Raw genomic sequence first — 22604 nt, 5'->3', positions numbered from 1 at the left:
CCAGGCAAAGCTAAGAGCAATTACTATACCGTTAGGACCCTTGCTATCTTTTGGACTTCGTATGCCTCCACAACATCCCCCACTTTAATATCATCATAATTGGCAATTTTCAGCCCACATTCAAATCCTGCCCTAACCTCTCTGACATCATCTTTAACTACCTTTAAAGACTCTAATTTCCCGTCATAAATGATAATGTTATCCCGAATTAAACGGATGGAAGCATTTCTTGTAATTTTACCCGTTTTTACATAACAACCAGCAACATTACCAAACTTTGAGATATTGTAAACTTGCCGTATTTCGACCTGACCTAATACAACCTCTTTAGATTCTGGTTCTAACATACCTTCCATGGCAGCTTTTATTTCGTTTGTTGCATCATAGATAATTTTGTAGAGCCTGATTTCCACCCCTTTTTCTTCTGCCAGTATGCGTGCCTTATCCTCGGTCGTCACATAAAACCCAATCACAATGGCATCCGATGCATCAGCCAGAAGCACGTCCGATTCTGTAATACCACCGACACCACAGTGTAATATTCTCACTTTTATTTCAGGAGTTGAAAGTTCTTCTAATGCCTTTTTGAGTACTTCAACAGAACCCTTATAATCAGCCTTTAATATTATTTTGATTTCCTTTACGTTCCCTTCAGCAATTTTGGAATACAGGCTATCCAGCGTAACATGCTGGTGTTTTGCCAGAGAGGTTTCACGTTCTTTCTTTTGTCTTTCCTGAGCAATCTCTCTTGCCCTTTGTATATCGCTGACGACGTAAAATTTGTCTCCAGCCTCAGGAACTTCAGAAAAATCAGAAACGGATACCGGTGTTGACGGACCTGCCTCTTGTACCTCCAATCCCCTTTCGTTCGTAACGAGACGCGCCCTACCGAAAGTCCTGCCACAAAGGATAATATCTCCTTCATGCAAGGTGCCTTCTTGTATTAAGACATTAGCAACAACTCCTCGTCCCTCACTAAGGCGAGCCTCCAATACCACTCCTCGTGCCGGATTTTTAGGGTTTGCTTTTAGTTCCAGAATTTCAGACTCCAGCAAAAGCCTTTCAAGCAAGGTATCGATTCCCTTTTTCGTAACAGCTGAAGTCTCAACAAACTGCGTCTTTCCACCCCATTCTTCAGGGATTAAATCCAGACTTGCAAGCTGTTGTTTAACTCTCAGCGAATTGGCACCGGGTTTATCAATTTTATTCACCGCAACAACAATCGGCACATTAGCAGCTTTTGCATGATTTAATGCCTCTTCCGTTTGAGGCATCACTCCATCATCGGCCGCCACAACGAGCACCACCACATCGGTAATATTTGCTCCCCTTGCCCGCATAGCTGTAAATGCTTCATGGCCAGGTGTATCAAGAAATACTACGTGTTTTCCATGCATTTCCACCTTATACGCACCAATATGCTGCGTAATCCCACCTATTTCTCCCGCGGCAACATTTGTTTGACGAATACTATCAAGGAGTGAGGTTTTTCCATGGTCAACATGCCCCAAAAAAGTCACGATCGGTGCACGATGCACCATGTCCTCGGCTTTTGTAGATACCTGCTCGGCCATGAAATCACGTTCTCCCACGGCCTCTTTTTTTCTAATTTCAATCTCCACCCCATATTCAATGCCTAACAACTGTACAATCTCTTCGCTTAATATCTGATTGATTGTTGAACGCACATTGTGTTCGAGGAGTAACTTGGTGATAATCTCATTTGCACGAATCCCTAACTTAGAAGAAAGATCTTTTACCGTTATCGGTGGTTCCATAACAACCTTTGTTTCTTTCTCCTTAACTGCTGGTTTTTTTGATTCGACAACTTCCCCTCCGTGTTCTTTTTTCCTGAAAGACACAACACCTGGCGGCTGTTTCTTCTTCCAATATGTTTTTACCGGGGTCATCTTTACAACACGCTGTTGCTGATGCGGAGTGGGTGCACTTTTGGGGATTCTAACAATTTTACTCGGTTGAATAACTTTTACACCACCGGCTTGCGATGTCGTTTTCTCAGCCTTTTTCTGTTCAACCACTGCATGTGAAACGGGAACCTCTTTTATTTTGGGCTCTTCTTTCGTAGGAGTCACCTTTGCACCCGGTTGGAACAATTGTCTTATCATTTCCGCCTGCTCAGAAACTAGTGTATTCGCATGGTGCGTAATGTGAGTCAACCCTTTTTCATGACATTTATCAATCAACAGGCTACTCTTAACCCCCAGCTCTTTTGCAAGTAAACTGATCCGAATTTTTCCCATTTAAACTCCTAAGATAATCAAAATAATTTCCATATATTTATTATTATACTCCCTCTTTTTCCCCACCCGCTTTAATATGCTCAGCCACCGCCCCCCCATTTGTCGTCTTTGAATTATCAGAAGGCCTTTTGTTCGACTCTGCAACCTCTGTAAGTCCTGCGGCACCCTCTTTTTGCCTTTCTTCAAATTCCGATTCTGTGATAATATCAATATCCCATGACGTTAACCGGGATGCAAGACGTACATTTTGTCCCCTCTTGCCAATTGCCAGAGAAAGTTGATCATTTGGTACCACAATAGTCGCAACCTGGTTCTCTGCCGACAGAATAATCCCTGAAACTTCCGCAGGTTTCAGTGCATTGGGCAACAACACCTCTGGTTCATCACTCCACCGAATAATATCAATCTTCTCACCATTTAATTCATCCACAATATTCTTAATCCGAGACCCACGCACACCCACACACGCACCGACGCAATCCACATTTTGATCGCTTGAAGCCACAGCAATCTTGGTCCTATGACCAGGCTCTCTTGCCAGGGCCTTAATTTCAATGGTATTTTCCGCAATTTCAGGTACTTCTAATTCAAAAAGCCTCCGGACAAAATCAGGATGCGTCCTTGAAAGTAATATCCGCACCCGAGTTCCTACTTTTTTCACATCAAAGACAATCGCCCTGACCCGTTCATTCGTATTATAATGTTCATCATCAATTTGTTCCAATTTGTGCAGGATGCCTTCTGTTTTCCCAAGGTTAACAATGATCGTAGGTCCTTCGAACCTTTGGACAGTTCCACTGACAATGGCACCCTTCCGGCTAACAAAATCCTCGTATATAACGTCCCTCTCAGCTTCCCGTATCTTCTGAATGATAACTTGTTTCGCAGTTTGCGCCGTAATCCTGCCCAATTCGGAAGGATCGATTTTACGATCACCCTCCCTCGCCAAAATTTCTCCCGTATTTCTATCAATTTGAATAGAAACCGTCTCCTGGGATTTAAAATGTTTTCGGGCAGCGGTAGTTAGAGCGGCCTCTATACCCTGAAACACAACATCTTTGGCAATTTCTTTATCCCTGTGTAAACTATCTACTAGACGTAGTAAACTTTCTTTATCCATAAATACCTTTTTACTTAAGTCGTTAATCAAAGACTAACCAGAAAGAACACTCTAAGGGAAAAAATATACTCCTTAAAATAAAAAAGTGGGTTATCCCCACTTTCGCAAACTTTTCCCCCTTTTGGCCAGTCTATATATAACTACACAAAATTCTTTAAGGATAACACATCGATCTTATCCCAGTGTCGCTTAACAGTTAATACAATTAACAAAATTTAACAAAAAAAACGAATATTGTCAAGTTGTTTTTATGGTAATGGCATTTACTAACAGTGAATGCAAGAACTTGTTTAATTACCACTTAAAATCTCTTTGATATTCAAAATTTATTTTGCTAATATTTGTAAAAGGGAAATACTTTTATGATAATCATTATCGATAATTACGACTCCTTCACCTATAATTTAGTGCAACAAATTGGCGCATTTGGCGCAAGAATGGAAGTATTTAGAAATGATAAGGTCAGCCTTGGGGAAATAGAGGAGAAGAAACCTGACCATATCATTATATCTCCGGGACCCTGTACACCCAAGGAAGCAGGCATCTCTAATGATATTATAAAACAGTTCTCAGGGAAAATACCGATTCTCGGGGTTTGTCTGGGCCACCAGTGCATTGCATATACATATGGGGCTGAAGTTATTCGTGCACGAAGACTTATGCATGGAAAGACATCTATGATCAAACACGACTGCAAAACCATTTACCGGGGACTTTCCAATCCTTTTGAAGCCACTCGTTATCATTCTCTTATCGTCAAAGAAGATACATTGCCCGATTGTCTTGAAGTTACCGCCAGGGCAGACGATGATGAGATTATGGGTATTCGCCATAAAGAGTATCCTTTAGAAGGGGTACAGTTTCATCCCGAATCCTTTTTAACCGCAGAAGGTCCAAAACTTCTTAAAAATTTCTTGTCCCTTTAGTTACTTGATTATCATCAAAACTTGAGACTTAAGGAAAACAATTTTGGCTGTAGTCTCTGACATCAGAGAAAATTTTGCCGACCAGCTTGTCTCAGCCATCCGCAGAAAAAATAGCTGTGTAGTGGTAGGTTTAGACCCCTCTTTTAAACTCATCCCGGATACTATTAAGCAGAAGTTCTCCGCTTCTCAAAAACAGGCACTTGAATATGCATCCCGTGTTATTCTGGAATTTAATACACAGGTTATCGACCTTATCACACCATATGTGAGCATTGTCAAACCCCAGATTGCATTTTATGAACTTTATGGCTGGTGGGGTGTTTGGGCATATGCGGAAACTATTCAATACGCCAGACAAAAAGGGTTGATAGTAATTGGCGATGTAAAAAGAGGTGATGTCCCCAGCACCGCTGAGGCATATGCCAATGCCCATATCGGTGAGGTACACATAGATAATATCGTTGAAATCCCATTCGCCGCTGATGCCATAACCGTTAACCCCCTTTTAGGAACCGACAGCCTGATCCCCTTTTTACAAACAGCGAGGAAACATAACAAAGGTATATTTATCCTCGTAAAAACATCAAATCCATCCTCAGGTGAACTCCAGGACATCATGTGTGGGACAAAAAAACTCCATGAAATTATCGCAGAAAAGACACATGCCTGGGGAAAAGACTTCATTGGCAAACAGGGATACAGCGCAGTTGGGGCTGTCGTGGGAGCTACATTTTCTCACGAAATATCGAAATTGCGAAAGATTATGCCTGCTGCTTATTTTCTTGTACCAGGCTATGGTGCCCAGGGCGCTACAGCAAAGGATATCGCACATTGCTTTAACCCTGATGGCCTTGGGGCTATCATCAGCGCCTCTCGTTCCATCCTTTATGCATACAATATTTCCCCCTGGGAGAAAAAATATGGTATAAGTGCTTGGAAAGACGCAACACAGGAGGCAGTAATTAAGATGAATGAAGAAATAAGAAAGATTCTTAAATAGAATATGAATAAACCAAATAAAATTGTCATCATTGGACTGGACGGCGCCACATGGGATATTATTCATCCCATGATTCGCAAAGGGCAATTGCCCACATTTAAATATCTCATTGAAAACGGTAGTTATGGAAATTTAAATAGTACTATCCCCCCTCTCAGTGCGCCAGCCTGGACATCTGCCTTTACCGGTGTGAACCCCGGCAAACATAATATCTTCGACTTTTTCACCATTCGTAACGATAACTACGAACTCAGAAATGTCACCTCAAACGATAGAAAGACCCCTGCCATCTGGAATATCCTCGACACCTACGGCATGACATCAGGTATCTTTAATATGCCCATGACCTATCCTCCAGAAGCCGTTAATGGCTTTATGGTTGCGGGTCTTGGTACTCCTGATACAAACTCGAATTTCATATACCCCGCATCCCTCAAAGAAGAGTTAAAGAACTATTTACATGGATTACAATTCAGTATTGATGTGGGAACGATTATGGGGGGAAGGGAGGATGCCTTCCTTGATGAACTCTATAAAGTCACCGATATACAGGAAAAGGCCGTCCATTATCTCTACAATAAATACCAACCCGATCTTTTCATGGCAGTGTTTGATGAACTGGATAGGATACAGCATTTTTTCTGGCGTCATATGGAGACAAGCCATCCACTTCACGATCCTAAAAAATCTCAAAAATATAAAGATGCCATTGAAGATTACTACCAACATCTCGATATCGCCATGAAGCGATTTTTGGACACTCTTCCAGAAGATACCACTGTCATGATCGTCTCCGACCATGGGTTTGGGGGGCTTCACAAGGATTTTTATATCAACAAATATTTTTATGACATGGATATCTTGAGTTTAAAACCAAAACCGCCACTATCTATCAATACCGAACTCCTGAGGGCTATAAAAACTACCCTGAAAAAGTTAACATATAAAATGGGCGTTGGACGATGGGTTGACCGTATGATACCAGACTGGCTGAGACTTAAGTCACTTACTCCCACCGTGGATACCGGCTTGGGAAGCGTTGACTGGTCGCAGACAAAGGCATATTTCTGCTCCCTGTCGGGCCAGAATGTCTGGATCAATCTCAAAGGTCGTCAACCTGAAGGCATTATTGAACCGGGAAAGGAATACGAAGCCCTCAGGGATCAGATAATTGAAAAGTTATACACCATCAAAGACCCAAAAACATCAAAAAATATCATCCAAAAGGTCTATAGGAGGGAAGAGATATACACTGAAGACCTCGTATCAAATGCCCCCGACCTGATAATTGACATGGCAGAGGGGTATGTCATTCAGGTCGGCCTTGCCCCGGAGATGCTCATGCCTGCTATGCAATATAAGCTCTATCGTTCCGGCTGTCACAGACAACACGGCATCTTCATTGCCATCGGAAAAGACATCAAGAAAAACCATCAAGTACAAAATGCAGAAATCATAGACATCGTCCCCACAGTTCTTTATCTACTCAACAAACAGATCCCCACGTATATGGATGGTAAGGTATTGACCGATATATTGAATAAGGAGTTAAAAGGAGTTGAATACCAGTCCATCCAGGTTAAAAGAACAAGCGCCATCCAAAAAATTTCTGAGGATGAAGAGGCCAAGATCGCTGAACGGTTGAAAGGATTGGGGTATATGGGCTGATAAAACTGTAGAACTGAAAATACTTCGTTATGCAGTACAGAAACACAGAAAAAAATGATTTTCATCTAACAGTATGTTTGCGATAAAGGGATGAGTGTGGCAAAAGGAAATAATAACGAGACCGAAAAGAATCTCTGGGAAGCAGCCGACCAGCTCAGGGCAAATTCTGAATTGTCATCCCAGGAATATTCCGTCCCCGTTTTAGGACTCATCTTTCTCCGTTATGCCGATCACAAGTTTACAGAAGTTGAGAAAGAGATAAAGAAGTATCAACCCACCGGCAGCCGCAAAAAAATAGGCAAGGCGGATTATCAGGCGAAAGGAGTTATGTACCTGCCTGATATAGCCCATTATTCCTATCTCCTGAACTCCCTGAAGGCCGCAATATCGGCAAGGCCATAAATGATGCCATGAAGGCCATTGAGTTTGAAATGGAAAAATCTACGATCCTGCTAATGAAAGGCATATATTTATGGGCAAAGACAGGTACTACCCCATAGGAGGCCAATTCATACAAAAGGTGAAAACGAAGATTTCGAAAAAACTGAAAAAGGGACTTCCCCTGAGTATTCGACAAGGTCATACGATACGATTGGAAGTGACCAAGGAGCCCTTGACTGTCCACACAGGACTTTCGCTTCATTACGCAATGGCAGAAGCTCTTACCATACCTCAAATACTGGTGGATTACCATATTCGTGTCAAGGAAAGGGAATATGGGTATCCAGAATCTGAGCATATTCTGGCGCTTTCCGCCAACGCCTTTGCAGGGGGAGACTATCTTGACGATCTTGAAGCGCTCAGGGAAGACGTTGCCATACAGATGGCCATAGGCAGAAAGGATATTCCCGAGCCAACCACAGCGGGAGATTTCCGCGGACGGTTTTCTCTTGGTCATATTCTTCAAATGAACAAGGCTTTTGGGAAGATACAGCAGAGCGTGTATAGGGATCGTACCGATGTTACCGGGTGGACGATAGATGTCGACGCAAAAGTTCATGGAAATAACTTTATTCCTTCATCTGCCTTTAAATCCATTGGCAGACCCCATACTGAGACTATGTGCGATCATTTCGAATGGGGAATTGATGACAACAGGTAATTGCCAGGAGTTGCGTGGATACATGTATAATGTTCTTGAATGACAAACTTCAGTGAACGATGTTCAGATCACTCATCCTGAAGCAGAACGCTAAGCGATAAAGGTTTGACATTTATCGTTTTTTGTATTTTTATTCCTCGATGAGAGGTTTTATTGTCTGCGAAATGATGTACCGGTTATTGGCAACCCACCGGTAAATGGTATACAAAAATACCCTGCTTATGGGCATTTTGAATAATAGATGCAACCACCGAAACCCCCTCAACCGCTTGATTATCTCAGGCAATACCTGTTCACCGAAGAAAAATTGATTGTTTGAAAGCACTAAGTGAAGGGACTGTAAACAGGCTTCATCTGTTATATCCTGGAATCGGATCCGGCGCTCATCTGATTGGCATGGAATAAACTCAAAGGCGTCTTTTCGAATAGCGTGGAGTTCAATCCATCTTATGCATCCGCGACACAAACTGCACCTGGCATCATAAATAAGTATAGCTGTTCCCATCTTATTCATATCTGCCGAAATAGAGTATTTCAATGATTTTTAAAATATCATAACGCAGCGAAGCCGTAACCAAAATAACCTCCTCTTTTTCCCCTCTTTCGCAAGGAGGAGATGAAGGAGAGGTAAAAATTTACACAAAAAAGAAGTTTTTATACAGTAATACTATAAGGAGAGCGGCAGCAATTAACCTTCAGCGGCCAGCCTGAGCTGATTGCTAACGATTGAGAACTGATAGCCATAAATTAGCTAGCGAATTTCAACCTCACAGAGTTCAATTCCTGATAGATTGGAGATATCTTTTACCGGCAGACTGCCGTCATATCTACTTTCCAGAACGGCATTGCCATTGTTGTAAACGGTAATGGGTACATTATTGATATTTCTTTGAAGCATGAATTGATACTGAAATTGGGTGCGGTTTCCTGAATTCCGGGTAATGACGGATACTACCCTATTTTTCCCCGGCAATAGTTTGTCTCCTGCATTACAAAACCTCTTCCACTTCATTTTTTCAGCCTTTTGAGTCTCTAGAAAAATCAAGGCTACCTCATCCCCCTCCGTTAATTCTATAAGGTCGAATCCCAACCCTTCCAATCCATCGGTAATAATAACCTTTAGTGGTGTCTTGTGGATAATTTTCTTTGTATCATCCCATGCCTTCGGGTTTTTTAAAAAATAATCTACAATATTTCCCTGTGCAAGGCTGACTTTATTTATTGCGAAAAGAAGAAATATTATCAATGCATGATGAATATAGTTCATTTTACTACCTCATGTATAAATTATGCGCTTTGATATAATTTTCCACGCAGCGTGGAACCAAGTATCTTATGCTGCGTCCACTCTGTAATCTTGCCCTTATTTCAGTTGAGGATATACCGATTGGTGGAATTTTTACTTTTAATTGTTCGATCTCTGTTTTTTTTCCATCTGAAAACACCTTCATCCCACCCACTTCCCCTTTTTGAAAGAGGGAGTTATGGAAATTTCCATTGGCTGAAACCGGAAAACGATTAACAACAACAAACTGACACATCGTAGAAAGCATGTCAATGTCTTTCCAAGTACCTATTTCATTAATCATATCAGTTCCAACAATCAAAAACAAATGGTGATTTTCCCCATATATCTCTTTTAACATACCGATAGTATCTATGGTATATGATTTTCCGGCCCGTTTTATTTCCAGATCAGAAACCTCAAAATGTTCGTTGTCATCTATTGCCTCTTTTACCATTTGATACCGGTGAAATGATGCTATCAAGTCGCTGGATTCCTTGTGGGGAGATATTCCTGTCGGCATAAATAGTACTTTTGTTAATGCCCGTTGCTGATAGACTTCTTCAGCAACAATTAAATGACCTATATGAACTGGATTAAATGATCCGCCAAATATACCAATATCCATTTTATTTTCTTACCATTTTTAATCACAAAAACTCAAAGGTACCCGGTAAAACCCATGTTTTTAAAAGTTGCATTATATAAATGAATGTATATAAGTCAATAAAAATGGGATCGTTTTTCATTGACTCATGAGAAAACGTGTGCTAGCATCTGATATACTTTACAGAGCAATTTCAGGTATTCTCTCCAGACAGAAAGAATTCAATTGAAGATAGCATATTTTGACTGTTTTTCCGGGATTAGCGGCGACATGACCCTTGGTGCCTTTGTAGATGCGGGACTTGACATCAACCTGCTAAGGGATCAGTTAGCGCAACTCCACCTCCATGGATATGAAATATCCGCAGAAAAGGTAAAACGGACCGGGATAAGTGGTACAAAAGTCCATGTAATGATCTCCCGGGGGAATAACCATCCCCCCGGATTCCGTCATGGTCACCACCATAACTCACACTTCAACCTTTCTGAGATACAGGCTATAATAGAAAAAAGTACCCTCCACGATGACATCAAGAACGATAGTATAAAGGTTTTTCAAAGACTCGCTATGGTTGAGGCAAAAATCCATGATACCTCAATAGACAAAATCCATTTCCACGAAGTTGGCGCAATCGACTCAATAATTGACATCATTGGCTCTGTAATCGCCATGAAGCACTTAGGAATCGAAAAGATATATTTTTCTCCTATTCCCACAGGATGTGGATACACCACATGTGAACACGGCACGTTCCCGGTTCCAGCCCCTGCGACTGCGGAACTTCTTAAAAACCAATTGCTAAAATCTGTCAAGATAGAAAAGGAATTAACCACACCAACAGGTGCTGCCATTGTAACAACGTTAGGCAATGGTCTGCGCACAAATCCGGAAATGAAAATCCTTCAGATTGGTTATGGCGCAGGCAATAATGATAATCCCAACATACCTAATTTGTTACGTATACTCATTGGAGAAACAGATTCCAGCACTGAATCTGATGAAATGTGGATTGTCGAAACAAACATAGATAATATGCCGGGTGAGATACTGGGCTATGTCATGGATAAATTATTTCAGGCAGGCGCCGTGGATGTCTATTTCACATCAATTCAGATGAAAAAGGGACGGCCTGGAATAATTATTAGCATTATAGTGTCTGAATTGAATCTGCTCTCCGTTGAATCAGCCTTGTTCAATCAAACAACCACTTTTGGCATAAGAAAATATAAAGTAATCCGTAAAGTACTCACACGGGAGTTTAAAGAGTTGGATAGCCCGTTAGGAAAAATAAAAATCAAGATCGGAACATTTGATGGTAATATCAAAAGCATTTCTCCTGAATACGAAGATTGTAAGAGAATTGCCGAGGAAAAAGGCGTCCCTCTCAAACAAGTTTATAGCATCATTGCAAAAGAATTCGGAAAACTCTGATTTTTTAAAACAAGATCCTGCCGGTCCATCGACCGTAAATTTTTTGTCAACTACTCAGCCGCCCAAACTGCACACAGTCATAAAGCATTAGAACATGAAAATAATGAAAACCCCAAATCTCCCTATTCTTGTTTTCATCCTTGTAGCTGCGTCACAACTCATCTATCTAAACTCTTTAGCAAATAAATTTGTTTACGATGATGAATTTACCATCGTAAATAATCATTTCATAAAAACGTGGAGCAATTTACCGTTGCTTTTTAACCAGGAATATTTTAAGTTTTCCGGAGAATTGAGTTACCGTCCGGTTGTCACCCTGACATATTTTATCGATTTTACGTTATGGAAACTAAACCCTTTTGGGTTCCATCTCAGTAACTTACTTTTACATACCGTTAACACTGTTTTACTTTTTTTCTTTTTCATGCAGGTTTTTAATCACCGGCCAACTTCTTTTGTATCAGTTCTTCTATTCCTATGCCACCCTGTCCTTTCTGAAACGGTTAATGCCGTAAGTTATCGAGAAGACCTCCTCGGGGCCACATTTTTTATAGCAGCTTTCTTGCTGTACCTTGCGTGTTGTAAGGATGAACGACGGTTTTCCCTCCTTTACTTTGTCTCTGTAGCATGTTATCTTTTTGGTGTATTCTCCAAGGAAATGGCAGTTACGCTGCCATTTTTTCTCTTCTTCTATGATATCTTGTTCACGAAAAGCCCCAATCGCCGCTATAAATTTATCCATTATTACCCAGGCTATATTTTTGTTGCTGCTTTCTATCTCATTATAAGATTTGTAACCTTGCACAACCCGGCAGAATCACATGTCTCATATCCCGGCAATAGCATTTTTGTCAACTTTCTTACGATGTCCAAGGTACTCGCCTCCTATGTTAAGCTCTTTTTCTCCCCTTTTCATCTTTGTGCAGATTATGTTGTACCCAATTCTTACTCTCTCTTGGATGCATCCTTCATTCTGTCGTTCCTACTCCTTTTAACCATTGCTATTATTGCCTATAGAATATTTTTTTACTCAAAAATAGCGTTCTTTGCCACGGTATGGTTTTTTATCAGTTTGTTACCCATATTAAACATCGTACCCATTGAGAACATTATGGCAGAGAGATATCTCTATCTGCCTATCCTGGGTATTTGTATGGTAGGTGGAAATCTTTTCACATTTCATGATGATAAATTTGTATCTTTTGATAAATCTTACAGATCGTGTTATATTTACAACCAGGCACAAGGCTGGGGTCTGAGGACTGGAATGAGCAATCTGACAGATTGCGTATACCCGCTGAACTTTACAAAAAATCTCGCCAGGGAAAAAAGATTTTTCCCCTGGAACGCCATAACTTTCACCATATTGATTCCTATATTGATATTTTTTTCAATTGCGACAATAAGGAGAACCAATATCTGGAGGGATCAAACGGTTTTGTGGACAGATACAGCGAAAAGAGCCCCCGATAGTTTTAAAGCTCACAATAATCTGGGAAACATTTATCGGGATACTGGTAGATTGGATGAGGCAATAGCCGAATTTAAACATGCGTTAAGATTGTATGATGACTATATAGATGCACATAATAATCTCGGAGTTACTTACCGGAAAAAGGGTATGTTTCATGAGGCTATGATTGAATATCAAAAGGCGTTGATGTTAAATCCACGGTATCCTTATGCCCACAATAATCTCGGTGTCCTGTATGCCAAATCCAATCTTTTAGATTTGGCAATCGCTGAATTTAATAATGCTATTTCAAGCAAACCTGATTATTCTGATGCCTACAACAATCTTGGATCCACCTATATAAGAAAAGGACTTCATGAAAAGGCGATACAGGCATGTTTAGAGGCCATTAAATATAATGATCGTTATAAAGACGCATATTACAACTTAAGCGCTGCCTACTTTAACACGAAACAACTCGACAAAGCGCTCGAAGCATCCAGAATGGTTTTATCAATAGACCCAAACCATCAGAATGCGCGTGAAATATTCAATTTAATTTGTGAACAAAAATGAAGTCAGCAAACGGCTTCAGCAATACGGTTTAAACAAACTTGTCGAAGAAGGGAAGATTAGCAGGCTTAAAATCCTTCTCCATCAATTCACAAGCCCGCTCATTTATATCCTTCTTGTAGCCGCCGTTGTAACTGCCCTTCTCAAAGAATACATTGATACCAGTGTAATCATGGCTGTTGTGACCCTTAATGCAATTATTGGCTATATCCAGGAATACAGGGCAGAACAGGGCGTAAGGGCGCTCAAGAAGATGCTCATACCAAGGGCAAGGGTTTTAAGAAACGGCAAAGAGAAAGAGATAAACAGCGAGGAACTCGTACCCGGAGATATCGTACTCCTGGCATCTGGTACCAAGGTGCCGGCTGACCTGCGGCTGATCAGGACGTATGAATTAAAGATTGAGGAAGCGATGCTTACCGGTGAGTCAGTCCCCGCTGAAAAGTCCGTTGCAATAATAAGTGAAGACAATCTGACCCCGGGTGACCAAAAGAACATGGCATTTATGGGAACGGTAGTGGTGAGTGGGAGGGCAAAGGGTATTGTGGTAGAGACGGGGTCAAAGACTGTGCTTGGTAGCATTGCCCAGGAGGTTAAAGAGATAGGAGTCACAAAGGCGCCACTTCAGAAAAAGATAGAAAATTTCGCAAAATACATTGGATTCATTGTTATGGCAGCCTCTGTGGTGCTTTTTGGTATAGGCATAATAATTGGTGAAAGCATACATGATATGTTCATGACGGCAGTGGCGGCTGCGGTAGCTGCCATACCTGAAGGACTTCCCATTGTCGTGACCATAGCCATGGCTATTGGAGTGGCCAGGATGGCAAGGCAGAACGCCATCATGAGAAAACTTCCGGCTGCAGAAACCCTCGGAAGCACCACTGTTATATGTTCAGACAAGACGGGAACCCTCACGAAAAATGAGATGACTGTCAGGCTAATCTATGATGGAGAGCACATATATGATGTTTCTGGGAGTGGATATGAACCAAAGGGTGAGATACTCCATGATCAAATGTCTGTTAAAGCAGAGGAGAAGAAGAAACATCTTCAGGTGCTGCGCATAGGACTTCTCTGCAATGAGTCAAATATTTACGAGGAAGATGGTCAGTATAAAGTTGACGGCGACCCCACGGAAGGCGCCCTTATTGTTTCTGCAATGAAGGCAGGTCTCATGCCGGAGGAGGAAAAGAAGCACTATACGCAAATTGCAATCATACCCTTTGAGTCTGAACATGGCTACATGGCAACCCTTCACAGACACGGAGGTAAAAAACTTATATTTGTGAAAGGTGCGCCTGAGAAGGTACTGGATATGTGTGCTGTGTCTGCGGACGGTGACGGTTCTCAGAAAAAAGAGATTTTACTTATCGCCAATAACTTTGCAAAAGAGGGTATGCGGGTACTTGCCTTTGCTTATAAGGAAGCCCCTCACGACATGGAGGAGATTACCCACCATAACGTGGGATCAGGGTTGAGCTTTGCAGGTTTACAGGGAATGATAGATCCGCCAAGACCGGAATCCATAGAGGCCATAAATGGCTGTAAACAGGCGGGCATCAGGACTATCATGATAACGGGCGACCATGCCGTTACTGCAGTATCAATTGCAAAAAAACTCGGGTTAGGTGGAACAGATACTGAAGTGATCACAGGTAAAGAGCTTGAAGTGATGAGTGATGAAGAACTCTTTCATAAGGTGAAGGATGTTTCTGTATATGCCAGGGTCTCTCCACACCATAAATTGAGGATAGTACAACAACTGAAGAGGCACGGCGAGGTTGTCGCTGTAACAGGTGATGGTGTTAATGATGCCCCTGCCCTCAAGGAAGCGCATATTGGTATCGCTATGGGAAGAACAGGAACCGATGTTGCAAAGGAGGCATCTGACATGGTCCTTGTAGACGATAATTTTGCAAGTATCTTTAATGCGGTGAGGGAGGGCCGGATATTATTTGATAACATACGCAAGGTGGTCTTTTTTCTTATACCAACCGGTATAGCTACCATAATTTCCATTATTGCTACCCTTATCCTTGGCGTACCAATGCCATATGTGCCCACACAGCTTCTTTGGATAAATATCGTTACGAATGGTTTGCAGGATGTTGCCCTTGCCTTTGAACCAGGAGAAAAAGGAATAATAAACAGGCCCCCCAGGGACCCAAAAGAAGGAATATTGTCCCGGCTTCTGATCGAAAGAACCTTTCTTGTTGCCCTTATAATTAGCGGTGGAGTTGTTTATAACTTTATCTCAGCTTTAAATGAAGGTGTCTCCATTGAAAAGGCAAGATCTGTTGCCATGACAACGATGGTCTTCTTCCAGTTCTTTCAGGCGTGGAATTCCCGTTCAGAAATTCAGTCTGTCTTCAGGATCAATCCTTTGAGCAATCTCTTTTTGTTCTACAGCATGATAGCTGCCTTTTTTGCCCAGCTTGCGGTGCTTTACGTACCCGCCCTTCAGTGGGTTTTTAAAACCGAGCCGCTAACAGAAATGGAATGGGTGAATGTGGGAGCAATAACAGTGACCATTATAATTGCCGTTGAGATTGATAAGTGGATAAGGAGGCGGTGGCTTTTGAAAATTTAAAACGTGCATCTGATGGTGAATTTTAGTAACAATTTAGTATTTTGAAAGAAACATCCTAACCCGAATGAGTCGGAACATGTAGCGCGACATTTATGTCGCTGTCCTGCGAACTGAAGTTCGCACTACACAGATGGTAAAGCCTGATTTTTATTAAGGTTTTTCAAAAAGCTAAATTGTTACGAATTTTATTATAGTAAAAAACGCCTGGAAAATATTTTGACGGTATTTTTTCCTTTTGATAATATGGAAAATACAGTTTGGAACAACAACCCTTGTAGTTAGTGACACTTTCCAAAGTCTCGAATGTAAGACGATATGTCCTTTGAAAGGAGAAAAAATGCAGAAAAAATTAATCCTATCAGACCCTGCGGTGATGATGGGCAAACCGGTTATTGCTGGAACACGCATTACCGTAGAGCTTATTTTAGATAAGCTTGCAGCCGGTGAAACTATCGAGCAAATTCTTGACGCTCATCCCCGCCTTACCCGCGATGCCATTCAAGCAGCCCTGTCATTTGCGGCTGATTCATTACGGGATGAGGTAGTTTATCCGATTCAGGAGGTAGCTTGAACTGTCTGACAGATGAAAAGGCCAGCTTCAGCGACTTGTTAGGTATTTAATATTTCATGTATTTCTTTAATTAGAATAGGTAAATGATTCTCAACAGCCTTCCAGACAATCAATTCATCAATGATATCATAGCCATGTATCAAGATATTCCTAAAGCCTATAATACGGTAATGCTCGGAAATCCTTTCAAGCAATTCCTCATCCATTCTTTTAATCCTGTTTAGGGCTTCCCCGATAATTTCAAAATCCCTTTCAACAGCTCTTTGAGTGACGGGGCTGTTTTGATATTCCTTGAAATTCATCCCATGGGTAAATCTCTGTATTTCTTCTGCAGCCTGAAGAATATCTATAAGGTTTTTCCGAATCTCATCTTTCATAAATGATAATCTTCGTTTTTTCAACCGATTCTCTGAAAACTGGATTTCTAAAAGGTTTATCTATAACGAGATCTACTTCACGTTCAAAAATTGTTTCGAGTTGCTCTTTCAATTCAAAGTATTTATCAAACAAATCGATGTTTTCATCGGAATCAAAAGCAACCAATACGTCCACATCGCTTTCCAACCCAAAATCCTGAGTTAAAGCGGACCCAAAAATCCCAAGTCGTTTAATAGGAAATTGTCGACAGACACGCTCGATTTTTGATTTTAATTTTAATAAATCAATCATAAAAAGAATATTACCTATTGTTGCAGATTATTTCAATATCTTTAATGTTGTTTTGATGCCTAACGCTAAAGCACACCTGCCGCCGTGAAGTGATCGGAATGGCGGTCAGATGGGGCACGAGGCAGGGAAAAATTTCTGGAATATCTTGTAAAAAGTGTAGAACGATTTACAACAAGGATCCACACCTATTGTCTCATGTCCAATCATTATCATGTGTTAATCGAAACACCACAAGCCAATTTAAGCGTGGCAATTCAATGGCCTACTGTGAGTTACTCAGTTTATTTCAACAAAAGACACCGAAGAAGAGGTCATCTCTTCCAAGGCAATCCTGATAGATGCAAATGATTATCTTGTCCTGCTTTCCCGGTACATCCATCTTAAACCTGTTCGTGCAAAGATGGCTACACATCCCCTTGAGTATTCATGGATTAGTTACCCTGTATTTGCACGGAAAAGACGAGAACCTGATTGGCTTGTTACGGAAACAGTAACAAGGTACGAGCAATTGCGATGTATCTTGCCCGAGACCTGAGCGGGGTATCAGGTAAGGATCTTGGTGCGTTTTTCGATGGGATATCAGGTGCGGCAATTACCATGAAATATAACCAGATCAATGTGGAACTCATGCGGAATAAAAACCTAAGTGATAAGATTATAAATTTAAAGAAGCAATTGCTTAATATTTAAGATGTGACCATTCCCTCTTCCATGATTATTAATCAATTCCAACATCATTCTTTTAATTAAGACTGTTAGAAACTGTTAAATGCATAATCGTTTTAGAAAAAAAGCCAAAATAACATGTTATTGTCCATAGATTGGGTTTGACCCCAGTTGCTCTCTTAGATATCTCCGTTCTACTTGCGATTCAATTATTCTCGCGATCTGGGACATTTCTTCTGCTAACAATTCAAGAATATCATCAATGCTCACTATGCCTTGCAAAGCACCTTTATCATCTACCACTGGCAAACGGCGACACTGTCCTCTACGCATCATGCGCAATCCTTCTTCAATGGGCGTATCTTCCCTCAATGAACGAGGATCGATCGTCATAACTTGCGAGACTTTAACTTTGGCCGGATCTTTGCCTTCAGCGATCACTTTCATAGCAAGATCTCGATCGGTGACGATACCTAAAGGCTTTTTATCCTTATCGAGAACCACAAGGGTGCCTACATTATGCTCCCGCATCCTTTGGGCAGCAACATATGTTGATTCTTCCGCTTCTGCTAAATAGACATCTCTAACGCAAATCCTTCCAATAGACATTTTATAACTCCTTCCAAAAACACTTCCTATTATCAACCTTGAGGGTCACGGGGTCAAACCTTCATTATTCAATAACGAATTGTTTTTTTAACACTTCGAGTTCTTTCCTGAATTTACCTTCTCTTTTTATCCTGGTTTCTACTCTCTTAAGAGCTTCACTTACTGTTGACCCTTGTATGCCAAAATACCTCCCAATTTCTGTATTCTTCGCATTACTCATGATTTTTGATACATATATCGCTGCTTGTCTTTCCCTTTTTCCCTTCCCTTTTCTCAGTAACTCCTCTTCCTTTTTGCCGTAATACTTACAACAACCTTTGATAACTTTCTCTATAGGAATTATTTCCCGGAGTTTTTTCAACTGAGGAATCTCTTCATCGGGTTTTCGTCTCTGTAACATCCTCCTTATTTGTGCTACGAACATTTCACTGCCGAGGAGAACTCCAGCTACCACATCGTCCAGGGGATTATTTCTTTCCCCCATGCCTTCCATGACAAACTCTTTGGAGGGTCACTGGGTCAAACCTTCATTATTCAATAACGAATTGTTTTTTAATACTTCGATTTCTTTCCTGAATTTACCTTCTCTTTTTATCCTGTTTTCTATTCTCTTAAGAGCTTCACTTACTGTTGACCCTTGTATGCCAAAATACCTCCCAATTTCTGTATTCTTAGCATTACTCATGATTTTTGATACATATATCGCTGCTTGTCTTTCCCTTTTTCCCTTCCCTTTTCTCAGTAACTCCTCTTCCTTTTTGTTAACATTCTGCATGATCTGAGAGATATTAGCCTTTGGTGTTTCCAGAAAAAGATGATAGTGGTTTCCCATTAAGACTTATGCGTGGAGGAGCTAGCCATACCTCGCCTTTGTTCTTCTTAATATCTTCAGAAACTTTTCCCTGTCTTTATTATCAAATATTTTATCCATTACGCGAAGTTTGCCAATTGGAATATGAAGGGTAATCCCAACTGTCCCCTTTCTATCCTTTGCTTCTACGATGACGTACATGTGCGTCCCTTTTTCGCTTAGTCTGACGATGCAATTTATAGCTTCTAAAAAACAGCGTGATGCCAAGCCAAGCAAAAATAATGAACAGCGGGTACGCAAGCACGCGCGGAAAGAATGCAAAGAGAGCGGCCAAAATTAAGAACAACGCGCCGCCACCTATCATCATGTGCACTTCAGCCGGTCCAAGTACGCGCCGGTCGGTGAAAGCCGCACCAACGGCGTTACCGATACGAACCGCCCCAGATGCCGCTCTGCCCGCGCTTCCGCTGCCACTTATCATCACAGAATGCAGGTGGGGTGGCTCGCCGGGTGCGTACACCCTCTGTTTCGCATCCAAGACGACCTCCGTCGCATTCGTTAAATCCTGAAGGTACATCTCCTCCATCTCGCGTGCGAATAATTCGTCTTCGACCACCACATCCAACTCGCAGTTGCCAAACCAACTTGCGATGTTGAGATTGGTCGAACCGACGCGCGCCCAACGCCCATCAGCGACCGCGGTCTTCGCATGCAGCATCGTCCCGTTCCACTCGAAAACGCGCACGCCTGCCTCCAGGAGCGTACGATACCCCGCCCTCGATAAAGGTTTTAAGATAGGAATGTCTGTCGCGTTCGGTACAAGGAGGCGCACGTCAACCCCGTCCTTCGCCGACGCTCTCAGAGCTTGCACGTAGGCTGACGTCCCGGCGTAGTAGGCATCTGTCAGCCACAATCTCTTTCTTGCAAGCGTGGCGACAAGTTGGTCTAAGCGGAACATGCCAGCCGTCGCCGGCACGCTTGCCACGATGCGAAGCGGCGTTTCACCTGCTTGTGCGAGCGCGTTTCGACTCGCCAACTCATGTTCAGGGATTGGCTTGCCGATCATCGCCCAGACTTGTGCGAATGCTTGCTCAATATCTGCCACTGAGGGTCCGCGCACTTCGATTCCGATGTCACGCCACGGGTCGATCTTCTTTTCAGGAACCCCCTCCCACATGCGCCCGACGCACAAGCCCGAGACGAAGCCAACTTGACTATCTACTGAGAGCATCTTACGGTGATCACGACTAAGCCAGCCGAAGGGCGAGTCCAAGCGTGGCGGGTTATAGCAACGCACTTCGACGCCGCCTGCACGTAAGCGATTCCAGAACCGCCGCGAGGTCTTTCCAAAGCCGCCCACCCAATCGTAGATGATCCGCACTCGCACGCCTTCCCGCGCTTTCCCAAGCAGCGCGTCAGCGAATTTGCACCCCGTATCGTCTTCATGAATGCTGTAGCTCTCGAAGTGGATATGACGTTTCGCCGCTCCGATGGCATCGAGCCATGCCGGGTAGTTCTCTCGCGCGTCTTTGAGCAGTCGAACATGATTACCCTCAACGAGTGGCGCACCGGCGGCGCGAGAGAAGGCCTGGTCGGCGAGTGCACGTATCTCCGTCACGGTGTTTGGCGGTGACATCATGACTTCTTCCTCACGGACACATTATTACTTCTTTTGTAATCCGAGTCCCACATCAGCAAGCCGACGCCCTAAGGCACGACAAATTGTCGCCTCCTGCTGGTCAATTTCCCGCTTACTGTCCACTCCCGCAATATGGCCAGGTCCGTATGGAGAGCCACCGCCCTGTGTCGAAAAAAGCTCTTTGACTGAGTAAGGTACACCTACAAGGATCATGCCAAGATGCAGCAAAGGACCCATCAGGGTAAGGATCGTCGTCTCTTGTCCTCCGTGAAGACTCGCTGTAGAGACAAAGATCCCAGCCGGCTTGCCCTCTAATTCCCCTGCAAGCCACAACGATGTAAGTTGGTCAATCTGGTTTTTTAGTTGTGCAGATACATTCCCAAACCTTGTTGGTGTCCCAAAAGCGATAGCCCCAGCCTCCTTGAAATCTTCTAACGTAACGAGAGGAACGTCTTTCTGCATCTCCTTACCAGCCTTCATATCCTCACGGGACTCGATGACATTCTCAGGGATCAATTCGCGAACTGTGCGGATAACAGGCTCTGCCCCTTTAACCTCCTTAACCCCCTCTGCCACGAGTTTCGCCATCTTGTATACGTTGCCGTAGGTGCTGTAATAGATAATGAGTACTTTCATAAGTCTCTCTCCCTATAGTATTACCCTATAAAAACTTCTCGTTTTAGCGAGTTTTTTACCTCCCCTTTGCCCCCTCCTTACGATGGAAAAATCGGAAGGTTTTTTTATACTTTACCTCCCCTCCATCCCCTCCTTGCGAAGGAGGGGAAAGAGGGGTGGTTAATCTTGTTCCTGCAAGTATTGAGCAGGAATTGGTTGCGGCTATGCTGCGTTATGTATGATTTCTTCAAAAGTTAAATGCAAATGTGCTTCCTCAAATTTGTCGAGTCGTGTAAGGTAGGCGCCGCCTATCAAAAACCAAGTATCGGGAGGGTTTTTGCACGAAGATTGGACCGAAATGGTCTCGGCGAACTTTATTTTGGCAGGCGATGCCCTGCCCTACCTGAGTAATCCACTATCGTCCGGTTATGAGCGTGCAAGTTGGTTACCGAAGGTGCGCACCCTTAACGCGAGAATCACGAGAAGGACGCCGAAGAGAACGGCATATATCACAATCAGCCAAAGCAGGGCGAGAGCGCCCGCGAACGGCTGCGCCATGAGGAGGACGCCGAACACGACCGATGCGAGGCCGCCGAGAATGAGCATCCACTCCCCTTTTATCTGCCTTCGCAGGCGGATCGCGGCCACGATCTGAAGAACTCCCGTGGCAATTGCCCAGGCTGCGATGTAGAACAGGAGTGCCAGCGCGGTGACATCGGGAACTAGGAAAGTCAGTATTCCGACCCCAATGCCGATGAGTCCCCAGAGGAGTAGCACCCACCAGTCTTCGTGCTCCTTGCGTCCCATAATGGCGATCCAGACCCCGAGGATGCCGTCCACCAAGGCGTAGGCGCCGAAGAGCAACACCAGCACCACGAGCGAGATCCAGGGCAGCACCCAGACCAAGACGCCAAATATGATCGCGATGATGCCACGCAGCAGTAGCACCCACCAGTTACGGGCAAGAATTGTTGCCAGTTGCTTCTCTACAATGTTCATGATTGA

Annotated in this window: 24 protein-coding genes and 1 pseudogene; 11 read left to right on the top strand and 14 right to left on the bottom strand. The window is 42.8% G+C overall.

Annotated features, from left to right (window positions below):
• Positions 1-23: 23 nt before the first annotated feature.
• On the bottom strand, positions 24-2261 hold the full coding sequence (gene infB, locus BROSI_RS16135; RefSeq protein WP_052564798.1) for a translation initiation factor IF-2: 2238 nt from the start codon (positions 2259-2261) through the stop codon (positions 24-26).
• 43 nt (positions 2262-2304) lie between these two features.
• Positions 2305-3381, bottom strand: a complete 1077-nt coding sequence (gene nusA / locus BROSI_RS16130) for a transcription termination factor NusA (RefSeq protein ID WP_052564797.1) — start codon at positions 3379-3381, stop codon at positions 2305-2307.
• A 362-nt stretch (positions 3382-3743) separates the two neighbouring features.
• Here nusA and BROSI_RS16125 point away from each other — a divergent pair, with 362 nt between their 5' ends.
• The 5 genes and pseudogenes from BROSI_RS16125 (at position 3744) to BROSI_RS16105 (ending at position 8077) form a co-directional block, all read left to right on the top strand.
• Complete coding sequence (locus BROSI_RS16125; RefSeq protein WP_052564796.1) at positions 3744-4307, top strand: anthranilate synthase component II; 564 nt, start codon at positions 3744-3746, stop codon at positions 4305-4307.
• A 43-nt stretch (positions 4308-4350) separates the two neighbouring features.
• On the top strand, positions 4351-5307 hold the full coding sequence (gene pyrF / locus BROSI_RS16120) for an orotidine-5'-phosphate decarboxylase (RefSeq protein ID WP_230400703.1): 957 nt from the start codon (positions 4351-4353) through the stop codon (positions 5305-5307).
• Between the two features lie 3 nt (positions 5308-5310).
• A complete protein-coding gene (locus BROSI_RS16115; RefSeq protein WP_052564795.1) occupies positions 5311-6975 on the top strand; it encodes an alkaline phosphatase family protein in 1665 nt (554 codons plus the stop codon).
• A 90-nt stretch (positions 6976-7065) separates the two neighbouring features.
• Positions 7066-7436: pseudogene (locus BROSI_RS16110) on the top strand (type I restriction-modification system subunit M N-terminal domain-containing protein); the annotation flags it as partial.
• Positions 7437-7447: 11 nt separating this feature from the next.
• Positions 7448-8077: a hypothetical protein gene (locus BROSI_RS16105; protein ID WP_052564793.1), complete on the top strand. Its 630-nt coding sequence runs from the start codon at positions 7448-7450 to the stop codon at positions 8075-8077.
• Between the two features lie 130 nt (positions 8078-8207).
• On the opposite strand, the gene BROSI_RS16100 is transcribed toward BROSI_RS16105, so the two are convergent.
• The 3 genes from BROSI_RS16100 to nadD all read right to left on the bottom strand — a co-directional run bounded on the left by BROSI_RS16100 (position 8208) and on the right by nadD (position 9990).
• Complete coding sequence (locus tag BROSI_RS16100) at positions 8208-8582, bottom strand: thiol-disulfide oxidoreductase DCC family protein (protein ID WP_052564792.1); 375 nt, start codon at positions 8580-8582, stop codon at positions 8208-8210.
• Between the two features lie 246 nt (positions 8583-8828).
• Positions 8829-9344 carry a hypothetical protein gene (locus BROSI_RS16095; RefSeq protein WP_052564791.1) on the bottom strand — a complete coding sequence of 172 codons (516 nt, stop codon included), beginning with the start codon at positions 9342-9344 and terminating at the stop codon, positions 8829-8831.
• Positions 9345-9348: 4 nt separating this feature from the next.
• The gene (gene nadD, locus BROSI_RS16090) at positions 9349-9990 is read right to left on the bottom strand and encodes a nicotinate-nucleotide adenylyltransferase (RefSeq protein WP_052564790.1); all 642 of its coding nucleotides are present in this window, start codon (positions 9988-9990) and stop codon (positions 9349-9351) included.
• Positions 9991-10194: 204 nt separating this feature from the next.
• Here nadD and larC point away from each other — a divergent pair, with 204 nt between their 5' ends.
• From larC to BROSI_RS16070, 4 genes are all read left to right on the top strand, one after another.
• Positions 10195-11400, top strand: coding sequence for a nickel pincer cofactor biosynthesis protein LarC (gene larC, locus BROSI_RS16085; RefSeq protein ID WP_052564789.1), 1206 nt, complete (start codon positions 10195-10197; stop codon positions 11398-11400).
• Positions 11401-11494: 94 nt separating this feature from the next.
• On the top strand, positions 11495-13429 hold the full coding sequence (locus BROSI_RS16080; RefSeq protein WP_052564788.1) for a tetratricopeptide repeat protein: 1935 nt from the start codon (positions 11495-11497) through the stop codon (positions 13427-13429).
• Positions 13416-16019 carry a cation-translocating P-type ATPase gene (locus BROSI_RS16075; RefSeq protein ID WP_082059263.1) on the top strand — a complete coding sequence of 868 codons (2604 nt, stop codon included), beginning with the start codon at positions 13416-13418 and terminating at the stop codon, positions 16017-16019. The genes BROSI_RS16080 and BROSI_RS16075 overlap by 14 nt, the downstream gene beginning before the upstream one ends.
• 337 nt (positions 16020-16356) lie before the next feature.
• Positions 16357-16590: a DUF433 domain-containing protein gene (locus tag BROSI_RS16070; RefSeq protein WP_052564787.1), complete on the top strand. Its 234-nt coding sequence runs from the start codon at positions 16357-16359 to the stop codon at positions 16588-16590.
• Positions 16591-16628: 38 nt separating this feature from the next.
• Here the strand turns inward: BROSI_RS16070 and BROSI_RS16065 are convergent, their stop codons facing one another.
• A complete protein-coding gene (locus tag BROSI_RS16065; RefSeq protein WP_052564786.1) occupies positions 16629-16967 on the bottom strand; it encodes a HepT-like ribonuclease domain-containing protein in 339 nt (112 codons plus the stop codon).
• Positions 16957-17259, bottom strand: a complete 303-nt coding sequence (locus BROSI_RS16060; RefSeq protein ID WP_052564785.1) for a nucleotidyltransferase family protein — start codon at positions 17257-17259, stop codon at positions 16957-16959. The genes BROSI_RS16065 and BROSI_RS16060 overlap by 11 nt, the downstream gene beginning before the upstream one ends.
• A 135-nt stretch (positions 17260-17394) precedes the next feature.
• On the opposite strand from BROSI_RS16060, the gene BROSI_RS21490 reads away from it, so the two are divergent.
• Positions 17395-17607, top strand: coding sequence for a transposase (locus BROSI_RS21490; RefSeq protein WP_082059262.1), 213 nt, complete (start codon positions 17395-17397; stop codon positions 17605-17607).
• Positions 17608-17730: 123 nt separating this feature from the next.
• The gene (locus BROSI_RS20030) at positions 17731-17949 is read left to right on the top strand and encodes a hypothetical protein (protein WP_157842579.1); all 219 of its coding nucleotides are present in this window, start codon (positions 17731-17733) and stop codon (positions 17947-17949) included.
• Between the two features lie 117 nt (positions 17950-18066).
• Here BROSI_RS20030 and BROSI_RS16055 read toward each other — a convergent pair whose 3' ends face one another.
• The 7 genes from BROSI_RS16055 to BROSI_RS16030 all read right to left on the bottom strand — a co-directional run bounded on the left by BROSI_RS16055 (position 18067) and on the right by BROSI_RS16030 (position 22598).
• Entirely contained in the window at positions 18067-18534 is a 468-nt protein-coding gene (locus tag BROSI_RS16055; protein ID WP_052564784.1) for a CBS domain-containing protein, read from the bottom strand.
• Positions 18535-18598: 64 nt separating this feature from the next.
• On the bottom strand, positions 18599-19027 hold the full coding sequence (locus BROSI_RS16050; protein ID WP_052564783.1) for a helix-turn-helix domain-containing protein: 429 nt from the start codon (positions 19025-19027) through the stop codon (positions 18599-18601).
• Positions 19028-19045: 18 nt separating this feature from the next.
• Positions 19046-19309, bottom strand: a complete 264-nt coding sequence (locus BROSI_RS16045; RefSeq protein WP_157842578.1) for a hypothetical protein — start codon at positions 19307-19309, stop codon at positions 19046-19048.
• Positions 19310-19387: 78 nt separating this feature from the next.
• The gene (locus BROSI_RS20025; RefSeq protein ID WP_157842577.1) at positions 19388-19546 is read right to left on the bottom strand and encodes a hypothetical protein; all 159 of its coding nucleotides are present in this window, start codon (positions 19544-19546) and stop codon (positions 19388-19390) included.
• Positions 19518-20984 carry a phospholipase D-like domain-containing protein gene (locus BROSI_RS16040; protein WP_102046806.1) on the bottom strand — a complete coding sequence of 489 codons (1467 nt, stop codon included), beginning with the start codon at positions 20982-20984 and terminating at the stop codon, positions 19518-19520. Before BROSI_RS16040 ends, BROSI_RS20025 begins: the two co-directional genes overlap by 29 nt.
• A gap of 24 nt (positions 20985-21008) precedes the next feature.
• Entirely contained in the window at positions 21009-21620 is a 612-nt protein-coding gene (wrbA, locus tag BROSI_RS16035) for an NAD(P)H:quinone oxidoreductase (RefSeq protein ID WP_052564781.1), read from the bottom strand.
• A gap of 405 nt (positions 21621-22025) precedes the next feature.
• Positions 22026-22598 (bottom strand): HdeD family acid-resistance protein, encoded by a 573-nt coding sequence (locus BROSI_RS16030; protein ID WP_052564780.1) that lies wholly within the window; start codon positions 22596-22598, stop codon positions 22026-22028.
• Positions 22599-22604: the final 6 nt, after the last annotated feature.

This window comes from Candidatus Brocadia sinica JPN1, assembly GCF_000949635.1.
GTDB classification, from domain to species: domain Bacteria; phylum Planctomycetota; class Brocadiia; order Brocadiales; family Brocadiaceae; genus Brocadia; species Brocadia sinica.
Note: the sequence above shows the minus strand (reverse complement) of the source record. Positions and strands in the feature narration are given on the sequence as shown.

Bases quoted from the DNA above. Each gene is read 5' to 3' on its own strand.
- BROSI_RS16070 (WP_052564787.1), top strand. From the start codon at position 16,357: ATGCAGAAAAAATTAATCCTATCAGACCCTGCGGTGATGATGGGCAAA.
- BROSI_RS16040 (WP_102046806.1), bottom strand. From the start codon at position 20,984: ATGATGTCACCGCCAAACACCGTGACGGAGATACGTGCACTCGCCGAC.
- nadD (WP_052564790.1), bottom strand. From the start codon at position 9,990: ATGGATATTGGTATATTTGGCGGATCATTTAATCCAGTTCATATAGGT.
- BROSI_RS16125 (WP_052564796.1), top strand. From the start codon at position 3,744: ATGATAATCATTATCGATAATTACGACTCCTTCACCTATAATTTAGTG.
- BROSI_RS16065 (WP_052564786.1), bottom strand. From the start codon at position 16,967: ATGAAAGATGAGATTCGGAAAAACCTTATAGATATTCTTCAGGCTGCA.
- BROSI_RS16055 (WP_052564784.1), bottom strand. From the start codon at position 18,534: ATGTCTATTGGAAGGATTTGCGTTAGAGATGTCTATTTAGCAGAAGCG.
- BROSI_RS20025 (WP_157842577.1), bottom strand. From the start codon at position 19,546: ATGTACGTCATCGTAGAAGCAAAGGATAGAAAGGGGACAGTTGGGATT.
- nusA (WP_052564797.1), bottom strand. From the start codon at position 3,381: ATGGATAAAGAAAGTTTACTACGTCTAGTAGATAGTTTACACAGGGAT.
- BROSI_RS16060 (WP_052564785.1), bottom strand. From the start codon at position 17,259: ATGATTGATTTATTAAAATTAAAATCAAAAATCGAGCGTGTCTGTCGA.
- wrbA (WP_052564781.1), bottom strand. From the start codon at position 21,620: ATGAAAGTACTCATTATCTATTACAGCACCTACGGCAACGTATACAAG.
- BROSI_RS16105 (WP_052564793.1), top strand. From the start codon at position 7,448: ATGGGCAAAGACAGGTACTACCCCATAGGAGGCCAATTCATACAAAAG.
- BROSI_RS16115 (WP_052564795.1), top strand. From the start codon at position 5,311: ATGAATAAACCAAATAAAATTGTCATCATTGGACTGGACGGCGCCACA.
- BROSI_RS16100 (WP_052564792.1), bottom strand. From the start codon at position 8,582: ATGGGAACAGCTATACTTATTTATGATGCCAGGTGCAGTTTGTGTCGC.
- BROSI_RS16080 (WP_052564788.1), top strand. From the start codon at position 11,495: ATGAAAATAATGAAAACCCCAAATCTCCCTATTCTTGTTTTCATCCTT.
- BROSI_RS16030 (WP_052564780.1), bottom strand. From the start codon at position 22,598: ATGAACATTGTAGAGAAGCAACTGGCAACAATTCTTGCCCGTAACTGG.
- BROSI_RS16050 (WP_052564783.1), bottom strand. From the start codon at position 19,027: ATGGAAGGCATGGGGGAAAGAAATAATCCCCTGGACGATGTGGTAGCT.
- infB (WP_052564798.1), bottom strand. From the start codon at position 2,261: ATGGGAAAAATTCGGATCAGTTTACTTGCAAAAGAGCTGGGGGTTAAG.
- BROSI_RS16045 (WP_157842578.1), bottom strand. From the start codon at position 19,309: ATGCAGAATGTTAACAAAAAGGAAGAGGAGTTACTGAGAAAAGGGAAG.
- BROSI_RS16095 (WP_052564791.1), bottom strand. From the start codon at position 9,344: ATGAACTATATTCATCATGCATTGATAATATTTCTTCTTTTCGCAATA.